Source organism: Rhodoferax sp. EU05-FHT12H12 (assembly GCF_058791215.1).
Genome location: NZ_JBYTDI010000003.1, coordinates 74601 through 91220 on the forward strand (window position 1 = coordinate 74601; position 16620 = coordinate 91220).

The 16620-nt window shown below is 61.9% G+C and carries 10 protein-coding genes and 1 pseudogene; all 11 read right to left on the reverse strand.

Translation table 11 applies throughout. The features are described 5' to 3' along the window. Window positions 1-348: 348 nt before the first annotated feature. Complete coding sequence (locus tag AC3WS7_RS09825) at window positions 349-567, reverse strand: hypothetical protein (RefSeq protein ID WP_492656233.1); 219 nt, start codon at window positions 565-567, stop codon at window positions 349-351. After that, complete coding sequence (locus AC3WS7_RS09830) at window positions 564-6464, reverse strand: two-partner secretion domain-containing protein (protein ID WP_492656535.1); 5901 nt, start codon at window positions 6462-6464, stop codon at window positions 564-566. Before AC3WS7_RS09830 ends, AC3WS7_RS09825 begins: the two co-directional genes overlap by 4 nt. A 135-nt stretch (window positions 6465-6599) precedes the next feature. Further along, window positions 6600-6662: pseudogene (locus AC3WS7_RS09835) on the reverse strand (ESPR-type extended signal peptide-containing protein); the annotation flags it as partial. Further along, window positions 6659-7237: a toxin-activating lysine-acyltransferase gene (locus AC3WS7_RS09840; protein WP_492656234.1), complete on the reverse strand. Its 579-nt coding sequence runs from the start codon at window positions 7235-7237 to the stop codon at window positions 6659-6661. The gene AC3WS7_RS09840 and the pseudogene AC3WS7_RS09835, both read right to left, overlap by 4 nt. A 52-nt stretch (window positions 7238-7289) precedes the next feature. Continuing rightward, entirely contained in the window at window positions 7290-7922 is a 633-nt protein-coding gene (locus tag AC3WS7_RS09845; protein WP_492656235.1) for an outer membrane beta-barrel protein, read from the reverse strand. 38 nt (window positions 7923-7960) lie between these two features. Continuing rightward, complete coding sequence (locus AC3WS7_RS09850; protein ID WP_492656236.1) at window positions 7961-9625, reverse strand: ShlB/FhaC/HecB family hemolysin secretion/activation protein; 1665 nt, start codon at window positions 9623-9625, stop codon at window positions 7961-7963. 357 nt (window positions 9626-9982) lie between these two features. Then, a complete protein-coding gene (locus AC3WS7_RS09855; RefSeq protein WP_492656237.1) occupies window positions 9983-11203 on the reverse strand; it encodes an HDOD domain-containing protein in 1221 nt (406 codons plus the stop codon). Between the two features lie 3 nt (window positions 11204-11206). Then, window positions 11207-12457 (reverse strand): flagellar hook-associated protein FlgL, encoded by a 1251-nt coding sequence (flgL, locus tag AC3WS7_RS09860; protein ID WP_296471943.1) that lies wholly within the window; start codon window positions 12455-12457, stop codon window positions 11207-11209. A 20-nt stretch (window positions 12458-12477) separates the two neighbouring features. Further along, on the reverse strand, window positions 12478-14475 hold the full coding sequence (flgK, locus tag AC3WS7_RS09865) for a flagellar hook-associated protein FlgK (protein WP_492656238.1): 1998 nt from the start codon (window positions 14473-14475) through the stop codon (window positions 12478-12480). A gap of 12 nt (window positions 14476-14487) precedes the next feature. Continuing rightward, on the reverse strand, window positions 14488-15426 hold the full coding sequence (gene flgJ, locus AC3WS7_RS09870; RefSeq protein ID WP_296471947.1) for a flagellar assembly peptidoglycan hydrolase FlgJ: 939 nt from the start codon (window positions 15424-15426) through the stop codon (window positions 14488-14490). 1 nt (window position 15427) lies between these two features. Then, window positions 15428-16570, reverse strand: coding sequence for a flagellar basal body P-ring protein FlgI (locus AC3WS7_RS09875; protein WP_296471949.1), 1143 nt, complete (start codon window positions 16568-16570; stop codon window positions 15428-15430). Window positions 16571-16620: the final 50 nt, after the last annotated feature.

Genomic DNA, 16620 nt, shown 5'->3' on the forward strand with positions numbered 1-16620 from the left:
GATCAGTTTTCAACGGAAATCAACAGTTGTGGACACTTGGACATGACACCGGCGTCGAGCACGATGTTGCCTTTGGCGGCCAGCGAAGCAGTGTCTGCTGCACTCATGGAGGCGGCGCGGGCAGCGATGCTGTTATCGGCAGTGGCCAGGAGTATGCCGGGGCCTTGGACGTAGAGGCCCGCTACCCGGTCTATGCCGGTTTGGCTGTAGCTGGAGGTTGGCGCAGTATTGCTACATATTTAGGAGCTGCTGGCGCATATTTAATGGGCGCTAAAGGTCGATTTGATACATAGACGCCAACACCCACAGGTCAAAGGTTAGTCTCTATGCGTACTGGCAAATGAATATTCAAGGATCCTTTGCTTGAATAGTTTCCTTGCCGACTTTTTCCTTTTCTAATTTTTCCCTGTATCTTGCTATTCCTTGCGGACTCGAATCTTCATAGCCAAATTCGACACCACAGTTGGGACATATTGAATAGGACGGCTCATTACCGTTTTCCCCCCAAGGTAACAGCGGCTTATTGTCAAAGCCACAAACACGACAGCAAGTGCTCGAGGTGGTCATTTTGAATTCCAAAAGTCCATGTTAGTTGCAAACCCATGTTCCGCCGGACTAGGCTTAAACATGGTCCGAGGAAGTCCATCTTTTGATTTCACTGCAAACGTATTGGTTTTCGGCTCATAAAGCAAAAGATCACCATTGGGAGTGGCTTTAACTAGCGTTCCAGGCGTTGGTTTGCTAACAAAATCCTGCGCTGCTCTGTAATAGTCATTCTGAGAAATAAAGCTAGGAAATTCTGCTTTATGCTTTTCCCAGTGAGTCGCCAAATTCAAACTTCCGTCACCAGGCTTCCCATTTGTCCAACTTGCTGGATTGCTGCCATCAGAATAGATGTTGCCCTCCACCTTAGCCGCAGCTACCGCAGCCGCCTCTTCCAACTTGGCCGCGCGTGCTGCCGCACTGGCAACCGCTGCCTCTCTAAGCGCAGTAGCAGTCAATGACGTTGCCTTCGCGGCCCCACCCACAGTGGTGATCGTCCCGACCAATGCCAGCGTCTGGTCGGTGAGCATCTTGCCCACTTTGGTGCCGTCATTGCTCTCAATCGCAGCTGCAAATTCCTGCCGTTGACCCGGCGTCATGAATCCCAGCAAGTAAGGTAGGTTGCTCGTATCGCTCAAGAACTCTTTCATGGCCTTGCTGCTGGCAATCACTTGTTGGATTGCCGCAGGGTCACCGTCCTTGGCTTTGTAGCCAGTCTCCAGCGCTGAAACAAATTCTTTAGCCATGTCCACCACGGCTACCAATACGCCACTGCTCTTGTTATTGATAGTTCCGTAGGCCAGTTGGGTGGTTTCTATGTACTCACCCGCATAGGTTGCTCCGCGCGTGTTCAGGATTTCACCATTGCGGATGTAGTCCGCAGCGGCACTGCGCACATCCTGACGCGCTGCGTTGCAACGGGTGCTTTTTACGCCCACGCAGTCCGCTAGTTGCTGATTGCGTTTGGCATCTAAGTCTTTGAGGTCAGCAATCTGTTGGTCACAGTCCGCATCACATTTTCCGGCAGCCTTTTTAGCTTCTAGGTCATTCAAACGCAGGACTTCCGCATGCTTCAGATAATTGTTCTCCGCCGCATTCGTCCCCGTCGTATTCGCAATATTCACCGCTTGCGCGTTATCCCCACCACCCCCAACAATCACCCCCGCCGTTGCAGACATCACCTTCGCAAACGCCAAGGCATCGGCCTTGTTCTCTGCAAAGGACTTGCCGTTGTCCTTGTTGCTGTCCATGTAGTACTCGGCGGCCATTTCTCCGACCACAGCCCCGACCGCACCCGCACCACAGCCTGACATATTGCCCGCCGTGGCGGCACCTCCGGCACACCCCAGCACCGCATGGGCCACCTTTTGGGTAAAGCCGTTGATGTCTCCGTCGTACTTCGCGTCTCCAATCGCTTTGGCCCCCTGTGCCATCCCCGTAGTGACCAGCGCACTGGCCAAGGCATTGGTCAGCATCTTTTCATCAAAAGCCTTGCCATTGATGGCCGCATCAATGGCGCTGCCCGCCAGGTTGTTGGTGATGTTCTTGAGCAGCTTGTCCCCAAAGGTGGCTGCCGTTTGCGCGGTAGAGATGCCGTTGCTACCCGCGGCGGCTGTACCGCTTTGGCCGTTGAACAGGGTGGAGTTCCCCAGGGCATTCAAAGCCCCCGCCGTCACCATGCTGGTCAACAAGCCCTTGATGCTTTGCTCACTACCCAGTTGCTCCAGCGTTTTGCCAAGGTCGCCCTTGTTGTTGATCAGAGCTACAGCGGCTTGGCTAGCCAGCGATGTCATGCCCGCAGCCATTGCCGCACTCATGGCGCCGGAGGTGGTCAGGCCGGAGGCGAATGATGCAGCCCCCGGCCCTGTCACAACCGCCATGGCAATGGACACCAATGCCGCACCCGCGGGTGTCAAGCCCGCTTGGTCATAGCTCCATTTCTCATTGGCCAGTGCAACCTTGTCCCATTGGATGCTGGGGTCGTTGGCCAGGGTGTTCAGATACTCCAGACCTGTACCGCCACTTTGAATAACCAGCGCATTGATCTGGCTCTTGAGCGCCTGCCCACCCTTGGTGTCGGGAATTTGCACGGTGATCTTGAGCGCCGCATCGAATGACACATTGCCCTTGATTTGGGTCTGGTTCAGCGTCTCCACCGTAGAGCCCTTGCCCTTCATCTCCTGGTACAGGCCCAGGGTCTCGGTTTTCTCGGTATGGCTGGTCTGGGTGGTGTCGATGCTGCCGCCTAGGATCAGTTCACCTGCCTTGGTGGGGTCTGTTTGGATGAATGCAATCTGCTGGGCTTCTACCGTGGCGCCTTGCAGTTCCGTCTTGTTGCCCACACCAATCTCAATTTTCTTATCCGAGAGCAGGCGGGTGCCAATGGCGGTGCTGGTGGCCAGGCTGTCGGTGCTTTCTTTCTTCTCCAGCGGCACCAGTTGCGACAGGCCCATGTAGTCGCCCAGGGCGGCCAGACCACTCAGCGTGGTGGTGCTCTGGACGGTGGTGGTGCTTTGGTGGACGTTGGTGGCGGCGTAGAAGGTGCTGGTGTCTTTGCCCTCTACGCGCAGGCTGTCGGTACCCTTGAACTGCGTGCCTACGCTGACGAGGTTTTGCCCGGCAACGATGGACACGTTCTGGCCCTGCACGCTGCTCACCTGCGCGGTGGCCGCACTGGCCTGGGTTTGGGTGCGGGTGGTCGTGGTGCTGATGAGGTCGGAGCTGGACTTGGTCAGCACCTCGTCATAACTGGAGCGGGTTTGGCCTGCGTTGAGCAGCACCGTGCCTTGGGCTGCGATGGCCACGTCCCCCTTGGCTTGCAGATCCGCCGCCTTGGCAATGACGTTCTGCCCGGCGCTGATGGTCAGGTCTTTGCCTGCCCCCACCTTGCTGCCTACATCGCTGGTCTGGCTGGTGAGCAGGTGGTTCTTGGCGTCGCCCGCACCCACGTTGTTGCTCTGGCTGGCCTGCAGCGTGCCCAGGTTGACGGTGTTGCCTGCGCTGAGCTGGGTGTTGCCCTCTCCCTGGATGGTGGCGCCAATAATGTTGAGGTCGTTGCCCGCGCTGGCAAGCAGCGTACCGGGGCCTTTGACATACAGGCCGGCCATGCGGTCCAGCCCGGTGCGGCTGTAGGTGTAGTTGCCACTGCCGCCCTCGGTGCTGGCGGTGGTGCTGGTGACATTGATGTCTTTGTCGGCCACGGCAATCAGGCTGTTTTGGGCCGTTACGCTGCCGCCGGTGATGTTGATGTCGTCGCGGGCGGAGAGCTTGACATCGTTGGCGGCGATTTGGCCACCCAGGTTGTTGATGTTCTGTGCATTGATTTCCAGCAGCGTGCGGCCCAGGATGGTGCCGCCGTTACGCACTTCGCCCGTGCTGTTGATGGCTACCGTGTTGCCACTGAGCAGGCCGCCTTGGGCGTTGAGGTCGCCGGGGCGCACAGCGGCGTAGAGGTGGGGCACCAGGGCCACGGTCTGGGTTCCATCGGGCAGGTTCACCGTTTCTTGCTGCAGCCAGACGATGTCGGTGGTGAGCACGGCCATTTGCGCGGCCGTAAGGGCAATGCCTGGGCGCAGGTCGTAGGCCTGGGCAAAGGTCAGACCCGAGTCCATCAGGGCCTGGTACTGCTGCTGGTCGCTGGTGTAGTTGGCCAAGAAGCGGCGGCCGGTGAGCTGGGCCACTTGTTCGTTGATGAGGCGCTGCTCGTAAAAGCCGTCGCCCAGGCGCTTTTGGGTAACGCTGGGGTCCAGGCTGATGCGGCTGGTGATGTAGTCGGAGCTGAGCCAGCTTCTGTAGTTGGTAAAGCGCGGATCGGTTTGTACCAGCACGGGGGCGCTGGGGTCGCTCTGGATGCGCAGCAGGCTGCTGTTGGGCAGGTTGTGGCCGGTTTGGGCAGACGGGGTGGTGCCGGGCGCGGTGAGCGGCACTGCGCTGGCGGCTTGGCGCACGCTGGTGTCTAACACCTGGGTGGAGGCTACAGCGCTTGCATAGGTGTCTGGGCGGTAGGCCTGGTAGTTGTAGTTGCAGCCTTTGACGTTGCCGCAGCCTTCGTCGTACTGGGCCCAGCTATAGATGGTGCCGTTGCGCACCGAATCCAGCTGGATGGTGCGGGCGCGGTTGTCGATGCTGGGGGCGGTGATGGTGAGTGCGCCGCCAGAGACGATCATGCTTTGGTCATTGACGACGCCCGTGCTGGCGACCAGCGTCATGTCTGCACCGCTGGCGATGCGGCCAGGGGTGCTTTTGGTGACGACGGCTTTGTAGTCGGTCTGCACGTAGCTGGCAAATGCGCCAAAGCTGTAGGCGCCAGAGGTGCTATTGGCTTGGGCTGCGCCTTGGCCGTAGCCATAGATCGGCAGCATGTTGCCCGTGGGCGTGCAAACCGGATTGCGCCCGCCTGAGCAGGTCTCCTCCGCCTCATAGGCAATAACTTTGTAATAGGCATATCCACCATGTGACATGCCGGAGAGGGTGCCTGAGCCTGCAGCCAGTGTTGCCCCGTCTTTGCTCTCAAAAGTGCCGCCGGTGGTGTAGTAGACCGTGCCGCTGACGCCGGGGGTGCCCGCGTCCTTCTCCCATTCAAGCAAGGGGTTGAGGTTGTTGATGGTGGCGCTGTGGATGCGCAGGGTGCCCTGGGCTTCGATGGTGCTGCCGCTGTTGGTGAGGGTGGTGGCGGATCCGGTGGCTTGGCCATTGGCGTCCAGGCTGGCGCCGACGGCCATATTGCCCAGGCTCAGGATGTTGGCGCCGTTGCGGTTGTTGAGGGTGTCTACCCCTATGTTGAGCCCTTGGCGAGAGGCCAGGGTGGCCGCTGCGGTGGTGCCGGGTGTCGTGCCTTTGTCGTTGGTCAGGGTAGTGGCTGCAACGCTAACGGTGTCGCCATAGATGCGTGCGTCGCCAAGGTTCTCCACCGTGGTGGCTTTGATCTGGGTCTGGCTGCTGCCTGCGGCGTTGCCACTGTCAATGAGCCCCCGGTTGATCAGCTGGGCTGCGGTGTCCAGGCGGGTGGTGTCGGTGGCGACTATCTCGCCTGTGTTGGTGATGTCGCCCGCTGCTTGGATGCGGGTGCTGCCCACGGCCGAGAGGGTGCCGCTGTTGGAGAGCCAGCCTTGGCTGTTGACCGTGACGTCACCCGCCGTGGCGCCGATGACGCCGCTGTTGCGCACACCCAGTCCCGACTCGGTGCCCACGAGGGTGATTTTTTGGGCGTACATGCCGCCTAGCGCGGCGACGTCCAGTGCAAAGGCTGGTGTGGCACCCGTGCCGGCAGCGGGCGTGACGCTTGCCGTGGGGGTGTCCGCATTGCTGGCGTTGATGTCGTTGGCGCCGGTGACTACTTTGATGTCTTTGGCCCAGATGCCCGCGTTGATTTGGGCTGCGCGTGCCAGGATGTTGGTGTAGTCGGCGCTGCGGGTGTCCAGGCCGTCACCATCCACCACAACCGTGCCGCCGCGCACCTGATACGACTCCAGGTTACCCGCGTTGAACACCGGGGTGCCTGTCGTCAGGGTCACTGCGCTGGCGTTGATAAAGCCGCCCCCATTCACGGCAATGCCTGCCGGGTTGGCGATGATGACCTCGGCGCGCTGGCCCGCCACTTCCACATAGCCCCGGATCTGGCTGGCGTTGGTGGAGTTGACTTCGTTGAGGATGACGCGTGCCCCACCACCACCCAGCCACGGGTTGCCTTGGACGTACCCGGCAATTTGGGTGTTGGAGTCCGTGCGGCTGTTGTTGAGCACCACGCCCTGGCGGCTCACGTCAAACTGGCTGTAGGTGTTACGGCTGACTCCTGCCGCGCTGGGGGCCTGGATGTTGACCTGGGTGACCCCGCTGGCCGTTTGCAAAATGGTGGGCTGCTGGTTGCCGGGGGCCGTGCGGTCGGCCACGATTTGCGCCGTAGTCCACGGCGTGATAGTCAAAAGGCCCAATAAAAGTGCTATTGGTTTTATAGCTGCTTGCGCAATATCTATGAGATCTGGTGGCTGATTTGATGTGGATGTACCGGGTGTTGTGGTTTCGCCGCTGCTACTTTTGCCTTTGCCACTGGCTACCTCGCTGACTGCCATTACCTGGCCTCGGGCTGCGTTGAAGACAAGGCGGAATAGGTTCTTGTTCATGGGGCTGGGCTCCGTGTTTGGCTAGGGGGGGGCGTGGTGGCGTCACTTGAGGCGGCGAGCATGGGGCGGTCGGCCCACCATTGGTGTGCATAAGCGGGGTCTACGCGCTCACCTGTGAAGGTACGCACGAGCACACCACGCTCGTTGCTGCGGTGGTACATGTAGCGGGCACTGATGCCCGCAAACAGAGGCTTCCATAACGTGCGGACTTGTGCGCTATGTCCAAAGGGGGCGAAGAAGTCCACGAACCACATGCGGTCGCCGCTGTTCCAATCTTCCGGGCGTAACCCAAGATGGGGACTGTGTAGGTAGCGCTGCTCCGATTCGGCGCTCAGGTTGGCCCAAGACAGGTAGCCCACGGGCTTGGCGGCCTGCTGGTTGGTGTCCAGAACCAGGGCGTACTGTTGCAAGTGGATGGCTGGCAGAAGGGCCTGATTCAAAGCCGCCAGTGGCATGTCGCGGTGGTTCAGCCCATGCATCCATAACCACACTGCGCTGCCAAAGGCTTCGGCATCGCTATGGGGTGGCAGATTGAAAGCGGGCCCAATGATTTGGAAGCTGATGCTGTCTGTCATGTGGTGCTGGAATATGTGAGAAGAGGCCGCTGTTTGCCCTGGCTACGCTTGTTCAGAACTTGTAAAGCAGGCCCACTGTCAGGCCAGACATCTTGGGCTTGCCGGTAGTGAGGTTGGCTTTTTCACTGGAGAAATTGACCATCTCATACTCGGTGCGAAGCTCTACCTTGGGGCTGAGCGCAAAGGCAACGCCCAGGCCAATGCCCGTGCCGGTATGTGTGTTGGTGCCTCCTGCAGCCGCCGTGTCGGTGTACTCAGCCTTGACTTGATGAAACGCCAGCTTGCCGTAGACCAATGCATTGGGGCCAACCCGGTAGCCTGGGGCAAAAGAGATGGCCAAGTGGTCTTTGAAGGTACCGGAGAAAGATTGCGCGGTGCCTGCGGTGTAGTTCACTTTGCCAGCGTCCATTGATTTGACGCTGTAGGAAATGCCCACCGTTCCCACCCAATCGGGCGACATTGCAAAACCGTAGGAAGCAACCAGCGCGGCTTCTGTGTCATTGGTTTGCGTGCTTTGACCGTTGATGGAGGGGACGGTGCTTTCAAAGTCCACCTTGTTTTGGATGGCGGAGACGGTCAAACCGACGGCTGGGCCTACGAAGTTTTGCTGTGCGCTCTGTGCAAAAGCAACTCCTGTGCTGACCAGCAATGTGGCTGCAATCAAGGCGGTACTGGTGGTTTTCATGAGGTTTCCTTAAGAGTGGAGAAAAAATAGCTAACGGATCAAAACGCCAAATTCAAACTAAAGCCCGCGGTGGTCTCTGCGGTCTTGAAACCTGCGGGTTGGTACAGCGGTGCGCCTACAAAAATGTCGTACTGCAGCTTGCGGTAGTTGCCCCGCAGGCCTATAACCCCACCACTCAGGGCTTTGCCTGCCAGTTGTTCGGTGCTCTGGCCGCTGACGCCGCCCGCATCAATGCCCAAGTACAGCTCTTGCCCGCTATTGCCCAGTGCCCAACCCAGTTCTTGGCGTAGCAGCCAACCGTTGTCGCCCGAGAGGCTGCCTTCGCCATCAAAGCCGCGCACGCTGTAGCGCCCGCCAATGCTGAATCGGTCTTGCGGGGTAAGCGGCGTCTCATTGCCCTGCAGGCGCAAATTGCCTTGGTAGCGCAGCGACTGGCCCAGCCACTTAAAAGGCTGGGTTAGCGTGACGTCTGCCACCCATAGGTTGAAGCGGGCGGTGCCTTGCCCGGTGGATTCTTCGGGGGCATCGATGGCTGCAAAGTCCCGGGTGCCACGCTTGTAGGCCAGGTTGGCGTCTAGCGTGGTGCTGCCTACAAACTCTTTGTGGCCCACGCCCAGCTCCCAGCCGCCAACCACGCGGCGCTGGATCTGCACCTCGGTGTCGTCCACGTAGTTGTTGGAGTGCCGCTCAAACGCTTTGAGGTGCACGGTGCTTTTGCGGGTGGCGTCGCGGTAGAACAGGCGTGAGAGTTTGACTTCTGCATTACCGCTGGTGCCGCTGTAAACATAGTTCTGGGTAAGCCCGGTCACGGTCTGGTGGTAGCGACTCTCGCTGAAGGTGGTGCCCAGCACCCAATAGCCGTAGGGGATGGAGTAGTGCAGCGTGTAGCCCTGCGTGCCGCGCGGACCTGGTTCGCCACCTCCTGCATCGTGGTTCTGGGACACATAGAACAGGTCATTCAAACCCAGCGGGTTGTCCCAGGAGAGGGTGGCACTGGTTTGGTAGCGGCCAGTGCTTTTGCCACCGCTGTCGTCCAGCGCCAGCGAGAGCCGTACGGGCGTGGTGCTTTGGTAGGCAATGACCAGGTCGCTGTGGTCGGGGCGGTCGGCAGGGGTGATCTGGATGTCCGCATCAGCGGTGGGCACCCGCTTGAAGTTCTCCAGTGCCTGTTCGATGTCACGCAGGTTGAGGATGTCGCCGGGTGCCGCAGAGACTGCGGTTTGTAGCGATGTGTGAGGTACAACCGCCTTGCCGTCTTTGTCTGCAAAGCGGATGGTGCGAATACGGCCAGGCACCACAGTCAGCACCAGCGTGCCTTTGGAGATGTCCTGCGGCTCTGTCAGTGCGCGCGAGGTGACGAACCCCCTGACTACCAGTGCGTTCTGGGCGCGCTCCAGCACCATGGCAATGCCGTGTGTGCCCAGGCATTTGCCCAGGGGGCTGTCTGTTTTGTTGGGGCCAGCCAAGCTGCCAAGCACCCAGCTGAATTGCTCTGTGCGTTCTCCGCGCAATGTCAGCTCGCGAATGGGGAAACACGGGGATTCAGTCTCGGGCAGGCGCTGCGCTGCAGAAATGGGCGTGTTCAGGCGTGCGTCTGGGGCTGTTTCTTGCTGTCCGCGCAGTTGGGCATCGCGTTCCTGGATACGACGCTGTTCGGCAGCATCCCGCTGTGCATTGGTAAGGGTCTGGGCCCCAGCGCTCATCAGCACCGACACCAGCAAAAGGGCTGCGAGTACTACTTGTCGCGGATGAAAAAGAGGGGGAGCGGGTGTTTGTGTCGTCATGTGGGGGCAATAGAGCGCACCCATCATTCAAAAAGGGGCTGCTTTTACTGCAACGGACTTTAAGCAGCAATAGTCCGTTTGGATATCCCCCGTTCGGGTGAATTTGGGGTTTTAGAGCTTGTTTTTTGCGGAAATTTGTTATCCGCTGGCTTCGGGCGGGCGGTGGGTGCAGTGATTTTTGCCTGGCGGTTTGCAAAAGTACCGGACTTTTTGCTACATATTTAATAGCTTCTTGCGTAATATCCGCGGGGGCTAGAGCCCTAAAAGGCTTAAAAATCAGGTCGGTGCGGCCAGCGAGCGCAGCAGGGCGCGGTTGACCTCATCGGCTTCCAGGTCGTGGGCGCGGCAGACGTCGCGGATGACCTTGGTGTTGCCACTCTCCAGGGCGCTGGCGGTTTCCAGCCAGGGGGCGTAGGGGCCGGTTTGGCCCAGGATGGCGGAGGCCACCCGGCCGGGCAGGGGCAGGCGGTGCAGGGCGGCGCCCAGGGTTTCGCCCAGCAGCAGGTCCACCTGCGAAAAGATGCCGCACAAAAACACTTCGCGGCGCAGGTCGTCTTCTATGCCGGCGTCGGCCAGCCGCTCCATGATGCGTGCCCGCAGCACGATGGATGCGCGGATGGGCTGCAGGTTGGCATCGCTGTTGGCGTGGGGCATTTGCTCCATGAGCCAGGCGCGCAGGCGGCTGTAGCCGAGGGTCATGAGGCCTTGGCGCACGCTGCCGATCTCGGTGCGCAATGACAGGGCGGCGGAATTGGCGTAGCGCAAAAAGCGGTAGGTCAGCAGCGGCTCGTTGCCCATGCGGTGTTCCAGCGCTTCCAGTGATTCGTCGGCGTCGATGGCGTGCACCAGGTCCAGCAGCAGCTGGCGTCCTGGCTGGATTTGTTTGTAGCGGTAGCTGTAGAGCATTTCCTCGGTGGGCCAGCCGGCCACGCCCCACACGGCTTGGTGGTCCAGGGCATGTTCTACCAGGGCTTGGCTGGCCAGGCCCTCGTACAGCGCACCGGGCAAGATGGGGGAGGTCCAGTTGTTGTGGGAGCCGCCGCCGTCGTGGGTGCGCTGTAGCGCGGCGCGCAGGGCGGCCAGTGCTTCGTGCGGGGTGATGCTGCGCAGGGTCTTGTGAAACAGGTCTTGCAGCTCGGCGGCGGGTGGTTGGCCGGTTTCGCCGCGCCAGAGCAGACGCACGCCGCGTTGCCGGGCCTTGCGGATACGGCCGGCCAACAGGGCATCACCCAGCCAGGTGTCCGGAATTTCCAGCCACAGGGCCTGCGCTGGGGCGTGGTCCAGCAGGTCGCTCAGCAGGGCGGGGGTGCGCGCCACCAAGATCTGGGCGTCCAGCCCAGCCGGCCAGAGTTCGTGCAGGGTGTGCAGCAGGTGTTGGGCGTCCACGGCGCCGCTCAGGTGGGGCTCGACCAGCAGGCGTGTGGCGCAGCGCTGGCGCCACGCGTTCCACACCAGTTGGTAGCCCAGTGTCACGCTGCCCAAGACGGAATTGCTCATGGCTTAGCTTATGAAGTTGAACAGCGAGAGCTTTTGTACCTGGGCGTAGGACTGCAGCGCCGCGGAGTAGCCGGTTTGCTGGTTCTGGAAGTCGGCAATGCCTTTGATCATGTCCAGGTCTTCGGCGCGGGAGCGGTCGGCCTCGAGCTGGATGCTGCGCGACTCTTGTGTGGAGGTGATGCGGTCGGCCCGGTTGAGCAGGTCACCGGCCTGGCCGCGCACGGCCGATACGCGCTCCATGCCAATGTCCAAGTTGCCCAGCGCCTGGGCCACGGCTTGCGAGGCGGCGTTGGCGTTGACGGCGGTGCCGATGTCGCGGATGGCGTCGTCCATGACGCTGAAGATGCTGGGGCTGGTGTCCACGGTGATGCTGTCGCCGGCCACCGGCAGGCCGTTCACCGTCATCGACAGGCCGGGCATGGCCGTGATGGTGAAGCTGGGGGGCAGGTTGGACGGGAAGGACGCGGTCAGGCCCGACTGGGTGGGGCCGGCCACGGGCGGGCCTTCGGCCACGCTGTAGGTCACGGTGGTGGTGCCGGCCACGGTGGACACGGCATCGATGGTGATGGAATAGCTGGAGCCGTTGACGAGGGTGGGGTCGACCACCGTGACGGGGCCAGTTTGAAGCGTGCGGTCGGTCGGGATCTGGGACAGGGTGACGTTGTAGGCGCCGTCGCGGCGGCCTTGCAGCATAAAGGCGCTTTCACCATCGAGCGTGCCGGGGATGGCGTTTTCGCTGGCGGCCGCCTGGCCGGGCAGGCCCACAAAGCTGTAGTCGGCAGGTGGCGAGTTGGGGCCGGCAAACGGCACCTGGCCGCTGCCCAGCGCGGCGAACAGGGGCAGGCCGTTGTTGTCCTTGCGGTTGGCCATGGTGAGCACCTGCTCGCGCAGGCCCTGCAGTTCCACGGCAATGGTGCGGCGCTCGGCGGGGGTGTTGTTGCCGTTGCCGGCCGACACGGTCAGCTCGCGAAAACGCTGCAGTGCGCTGGTGATGTCGCCCAGCGTGCTCTCGGCCGAGGCGATGGAGTTTTTTTGCGCCTCCAGCGCGCGCTGGTCGGTGGCAATGCGGGCCAGGCGGGTGAGCGAGCGCTCGGCCTGGGCGGCGCCGGTGGGGTCGTCGCTGGGGCGCACCACGCGTTTGCCTGAGGTGAGGTTTTCTTGCAGGTCGGCCAGCTTGGTCTGGCGCGCCGTGAGGTTGCGCATGGCCAGGTCGTAGGTGTTGGCCGTGCCCAGGCGAGATAAAGAAGTGGCCATGGTGGTCGTCCTCCGGTGCCTCAGCGGTTGAGGCCTTGCATCAGGGTGTCAAAAATGCTCTGCGCGATCTGGATCATTTTGGCCGAGGCCTGGTAGGCCTGCTGGTATTGCAGCAGTTTGGCAGCTTCTTCGTCCAGGTTCACGCCCGATACGCCAGTGCGGTCTTTCTCCAGGTTGGTGGCAATGGAGCTGGACACTTCGGCCGCGTAGGCGGCGCTCTGGCTGCGAATGCCGATTTGCGAGATCAGGCTGGCGTAGCCGTCGGTCAGGGCGGCGCCGTCAAACATGGCCACGTCGCGCAGGTTCATCATGGCGGTGGCGTTGCCGGAGTTGAGCTTGTAGTCCACGCCGTAGGCCGGGTCTTTGATGTCGATGACCGTGAAGGTGTCGCCCGGCTTGGGCGAACCCTGCAGGGTGAAGGTCCAGCCGGTCAGCGGGTCGTTGTAGGTGGGCGGCAGCGTGGGGTAGTTGTTGGGAAACTCCGCCTCGATGGCCTGGCCCGGGGTGTAGGTGAACACGGTGGTGTTGGCCACCGGGGTTTCGTCGCTGCGGGTGTAGGTGTTGGTGCCGGTGAAGGTGAACACCACGGGTGTGGCCAGCGACATCGGCAACGTGCGTGCGCTGATGGACACCTGCTTGAGGCTGCCCTGGTTGGTGCTGCCCATGGAGCCCGCAATCGGGCTGGCTACGGCCAGGTTGCGCGGGGTGGAGAACACGCTGTCGATGTTGCTGGCCGAGGTGCTGAAGGGCTTGAGCAAGAAGCGGTCGCCCACGTTGGGCGTGCCCGACACAAAAATGTCCAGCCCGTCCACATTGGCCAGCGCACCGGAGGTGGGGGCCGGTGTTTGCGGAAAGCTCACCACCAGGCCGTCGGAGCGGCGGGTGATGGAGCCGGAGGTAGCGGAGCTGAAGCTGATTTCGTAGTCTGAGGCGGCGAACTTGCTGACATCGGTGATGGCCAGGGTGAGGCCGCCAGTGCCGGTGTTCAGCGTGGCCGGCGGCACGGGCTGGCGGATGTTTTGCCCATTGAAGGTGGTCGGGGTGAACAGGTTGCCACCAAAGTTGCCATCCAGGTCCAGGCCCAGTTGGTGCTGCGCGTTCATGGCGGTGCTCACGGCCATGGTCAGGCGGCCCAGCAGGTTGCGGCCTTCCACCAGGTCGCTGTTCTGGAAGCGCAGCAGGCCTGCCACTTCGCCGCCACCCAGGGCGTTTTCATCCAGCACCACGGTCAGGCCGTTGCGGGTGATGGCGAGTTTGTTCTTCAGGGTGTCGCCAAAGTCGTCACTCACGATGGACACGGGTGACACCGTGGTGCCCAGCACCAGGGCCTGGCTGCTGGCCAGAAAAATGCCGACCGTGCCGTCGTCCGCCGGGATGGAGGTGGTCTGCACGTACTGGTTGAGTTCGCGCACCAGTTGGTCGCGCCGGTCCAGCAGGTCGTTGGGCGGCTGGCCGGTGCCTTGGGCGCGGGCGATCTCGTCGTTCACCTCGGCAATGCCGCGCGCCAGGGTGTTGATGGCGTCGGCCTTTTGGCGCAACTCCTGGTCCACACCCTGCTGCAGGTCGTCCAGCGACTGCGAGGCTGCACGCATGCGCGAGGCGGTTTCGTCGACCCGGGTCAGGGCCACGGTGCGGGCGGTCAGGTCGGTGGGGGCACTGGCTACGTCCGAAAACGCGTTCATCATTTCACTGATGGCGGAGCCCAGGCCGCTGGCGCCACCGGGAAAGATGCCCTCAAGCTGGCTGAGTTTGTCGGAACGGGTCACGTCGGCGGCCTGTACCGAGCTGGCCAGGGTGGACTGGCGTGTCAAAAAGGCACTGAAATTGCGCTGGATGGTTTGCACATCCACGCCTTTGCCGATGTAGCCACCACCCGTGAACTGGCCCTCCACGGTTTGCAGCGTGACGGTCTGGCGCGAGTAGCCAGGCGTGTTGACGTTGGCAATGTTGTTGCCCGCCGTCTGCAGCGCTACCTGGTTGGCCTGTAGCGCGCGTGTGCCGATGTTGAGAATGCTCATGGTGGCGTCCGGTTACACCTGCAGGCGGCGCAGATGCAGGGTGGTGTTGATGGCGCGGCTCAGTTTGGCGGCGTACTCGGGGTCGGTGGCGTAGCCTGCTTTTTGCAGGCCGCTGGCAAAGGCCTGGGCCGAGCCCGTCTGGGCACGGGCCTTGGCGTAGCGCGGGCTCTCGGAGATCAGTCGGGCATAGTCCTTGAAGGAGTCTTCATACGAGTCGTAGGCGCGGAACTTGGCCACTTGTTTTTTGGCCACGCCGTTCACGTATTCGGTGGTGGTGACCTCGGCCACCTTGCCGGTCCAGCTGGCACCGGCCTTGATGCCAAACAGGTTGAAGGAGTTGCCGCCGCCCTTGGTCTTGATCTGGGCGCGGCCCCAGCCGGTCTCGTGGCCGGCCTGGCCCAGCATGAAGCTGGCGGGGATGCCGGTGGCCTTCTCTACCTTGCTGGCCACGTCGGAGTGCTGGCGTACAAAGCTGGCCTGGCTTTCGGTGGGGGTGCGCTTGATCTTGACGGGGGGCAGGGTGGCATCTGACGCCGTGGCCCGTGGCGCGGTGGAGGGGGTGGCGCTGCCCAGCGTCTGGGGGCGTGTGGGCGTGGCGGCATCGGTGCCAGGCTCTGCGGTGATGCCCATTTGCCGGGTCAACTGCTGGGCGATCAGGTCCGACAGGCCACCGGGTTGGCCGGACATGCTGACGGCCAGTTGCTGGTCCAGCAGGTCGGTGCCGAGGTCGCTGCCGGGGTTGTCCAGCATGCCGGATTTCATGGTGGCTTCGCGCATGCTCTTGACCAGCTCACGCATGAACAGCGATTCGAATTGTTTGGCTGTTTCCTTGATGGCTTCGGGCGAGTTTTTGCCCGCCTGCAGCTTGAGGGCGCCCAGCGACTGGGTGTCTACCGCCAGGCTTTGCATATTGCCCAGTGAGGGCGTTCCGAGACTGTTGCCGTAGCCCATGTCAGATGACCTCCAGCTCCGCATTCAGTGCACCAGCCGATTTGATGGCTTGCAGAATGGCCAACAAGTCTTGCGGCGTGGCGCCCAGCGAGTTGAGGGCTTTCACCACGTCGGTGAGCTGCGTGGCAGCGGGCAGCTGGATGAGCTTGCCGGCTTCTTGTTTGATGTCGATGGCGGCTTGTTCGCCCACCACGGTTTGGCCGCCCGACAGGGCATTGGGCTGGCTGATGACCGGGGTGGAGGACACGCTGATGGACAAATTGCCGTGTGCCACCGCGCAGGGGCCCAGGGTCACGGCCTGGTTCATCACGATGGAGCCGGTGCGGGAGTTGATGATGACCTTGGCCGCTGCCACAGAGTTTTCCACGGGCAGCTCCTCCATCTCGGCGATGAAGCTGACACGTTCATTGGGGGTGGTGGGGGCCTTGACCTGTACGGTGCGGCCGTCCAGTGCCTGGGCAATACTGCCGCCAAAGCGGTTGTTGATGGACTGGGCGACTTTGCGGGCGGTCTGGAAGTCGGAGGCGCTCAGGCTCAGGTTGATGGTGGGGCCCTCTTGCAGGGCGGTGGGCACGCTGCGTTCCACCTGCGCACCATCCGGAATGCGACCGGCACTCAGGTGGTTGACCTGGACTTTGCTGCCCCCTGCGGCGGCACCGGCGCCAGCCACAATCAGGTTGCCCTGGGCGAGGGCGTAGACCTCGCCATCGGCGCCCTTGAGCGGCGTGGCAATCAGGGTGCCGCCCTTGAGCGACTTGGCATTGCCCAGCGAAGAGACGTTGATGTCCATCAGTTGACCCGGGCGGGCGAAGGCGGGCAACTGTGCGGTGACCAGCACGGCGGCCACGTTTTTCATTTGCAACTGGGCTTGGGAGGCTGTGGTGAGCGTGAGGCCCAGCTGCTCCATGTAGTTTTTGAGGCCCTGGGTGGTGTAGGGCATCTGGGTGGTCTGGTCACCCGTGCCGTCCAGACCCACCACCAGGCCGAAACCGGTGAGCTGGTTGCTGCGCACACCTTCGATGGAGGCAACTTCCTTGATGCGGGCAGCTTGGGCCGACCCGCTGCCTGCCATGACAAGTGCCACACACAGACCGCCGAGCCAGCGGCGGCCGGTACTGAGGGGTGTTGGGTTCCAGTGTTTCATGTGCAGAGTCGGTAACGGGGACGGTCCGACTGGACCTGTTACCCCTCGGC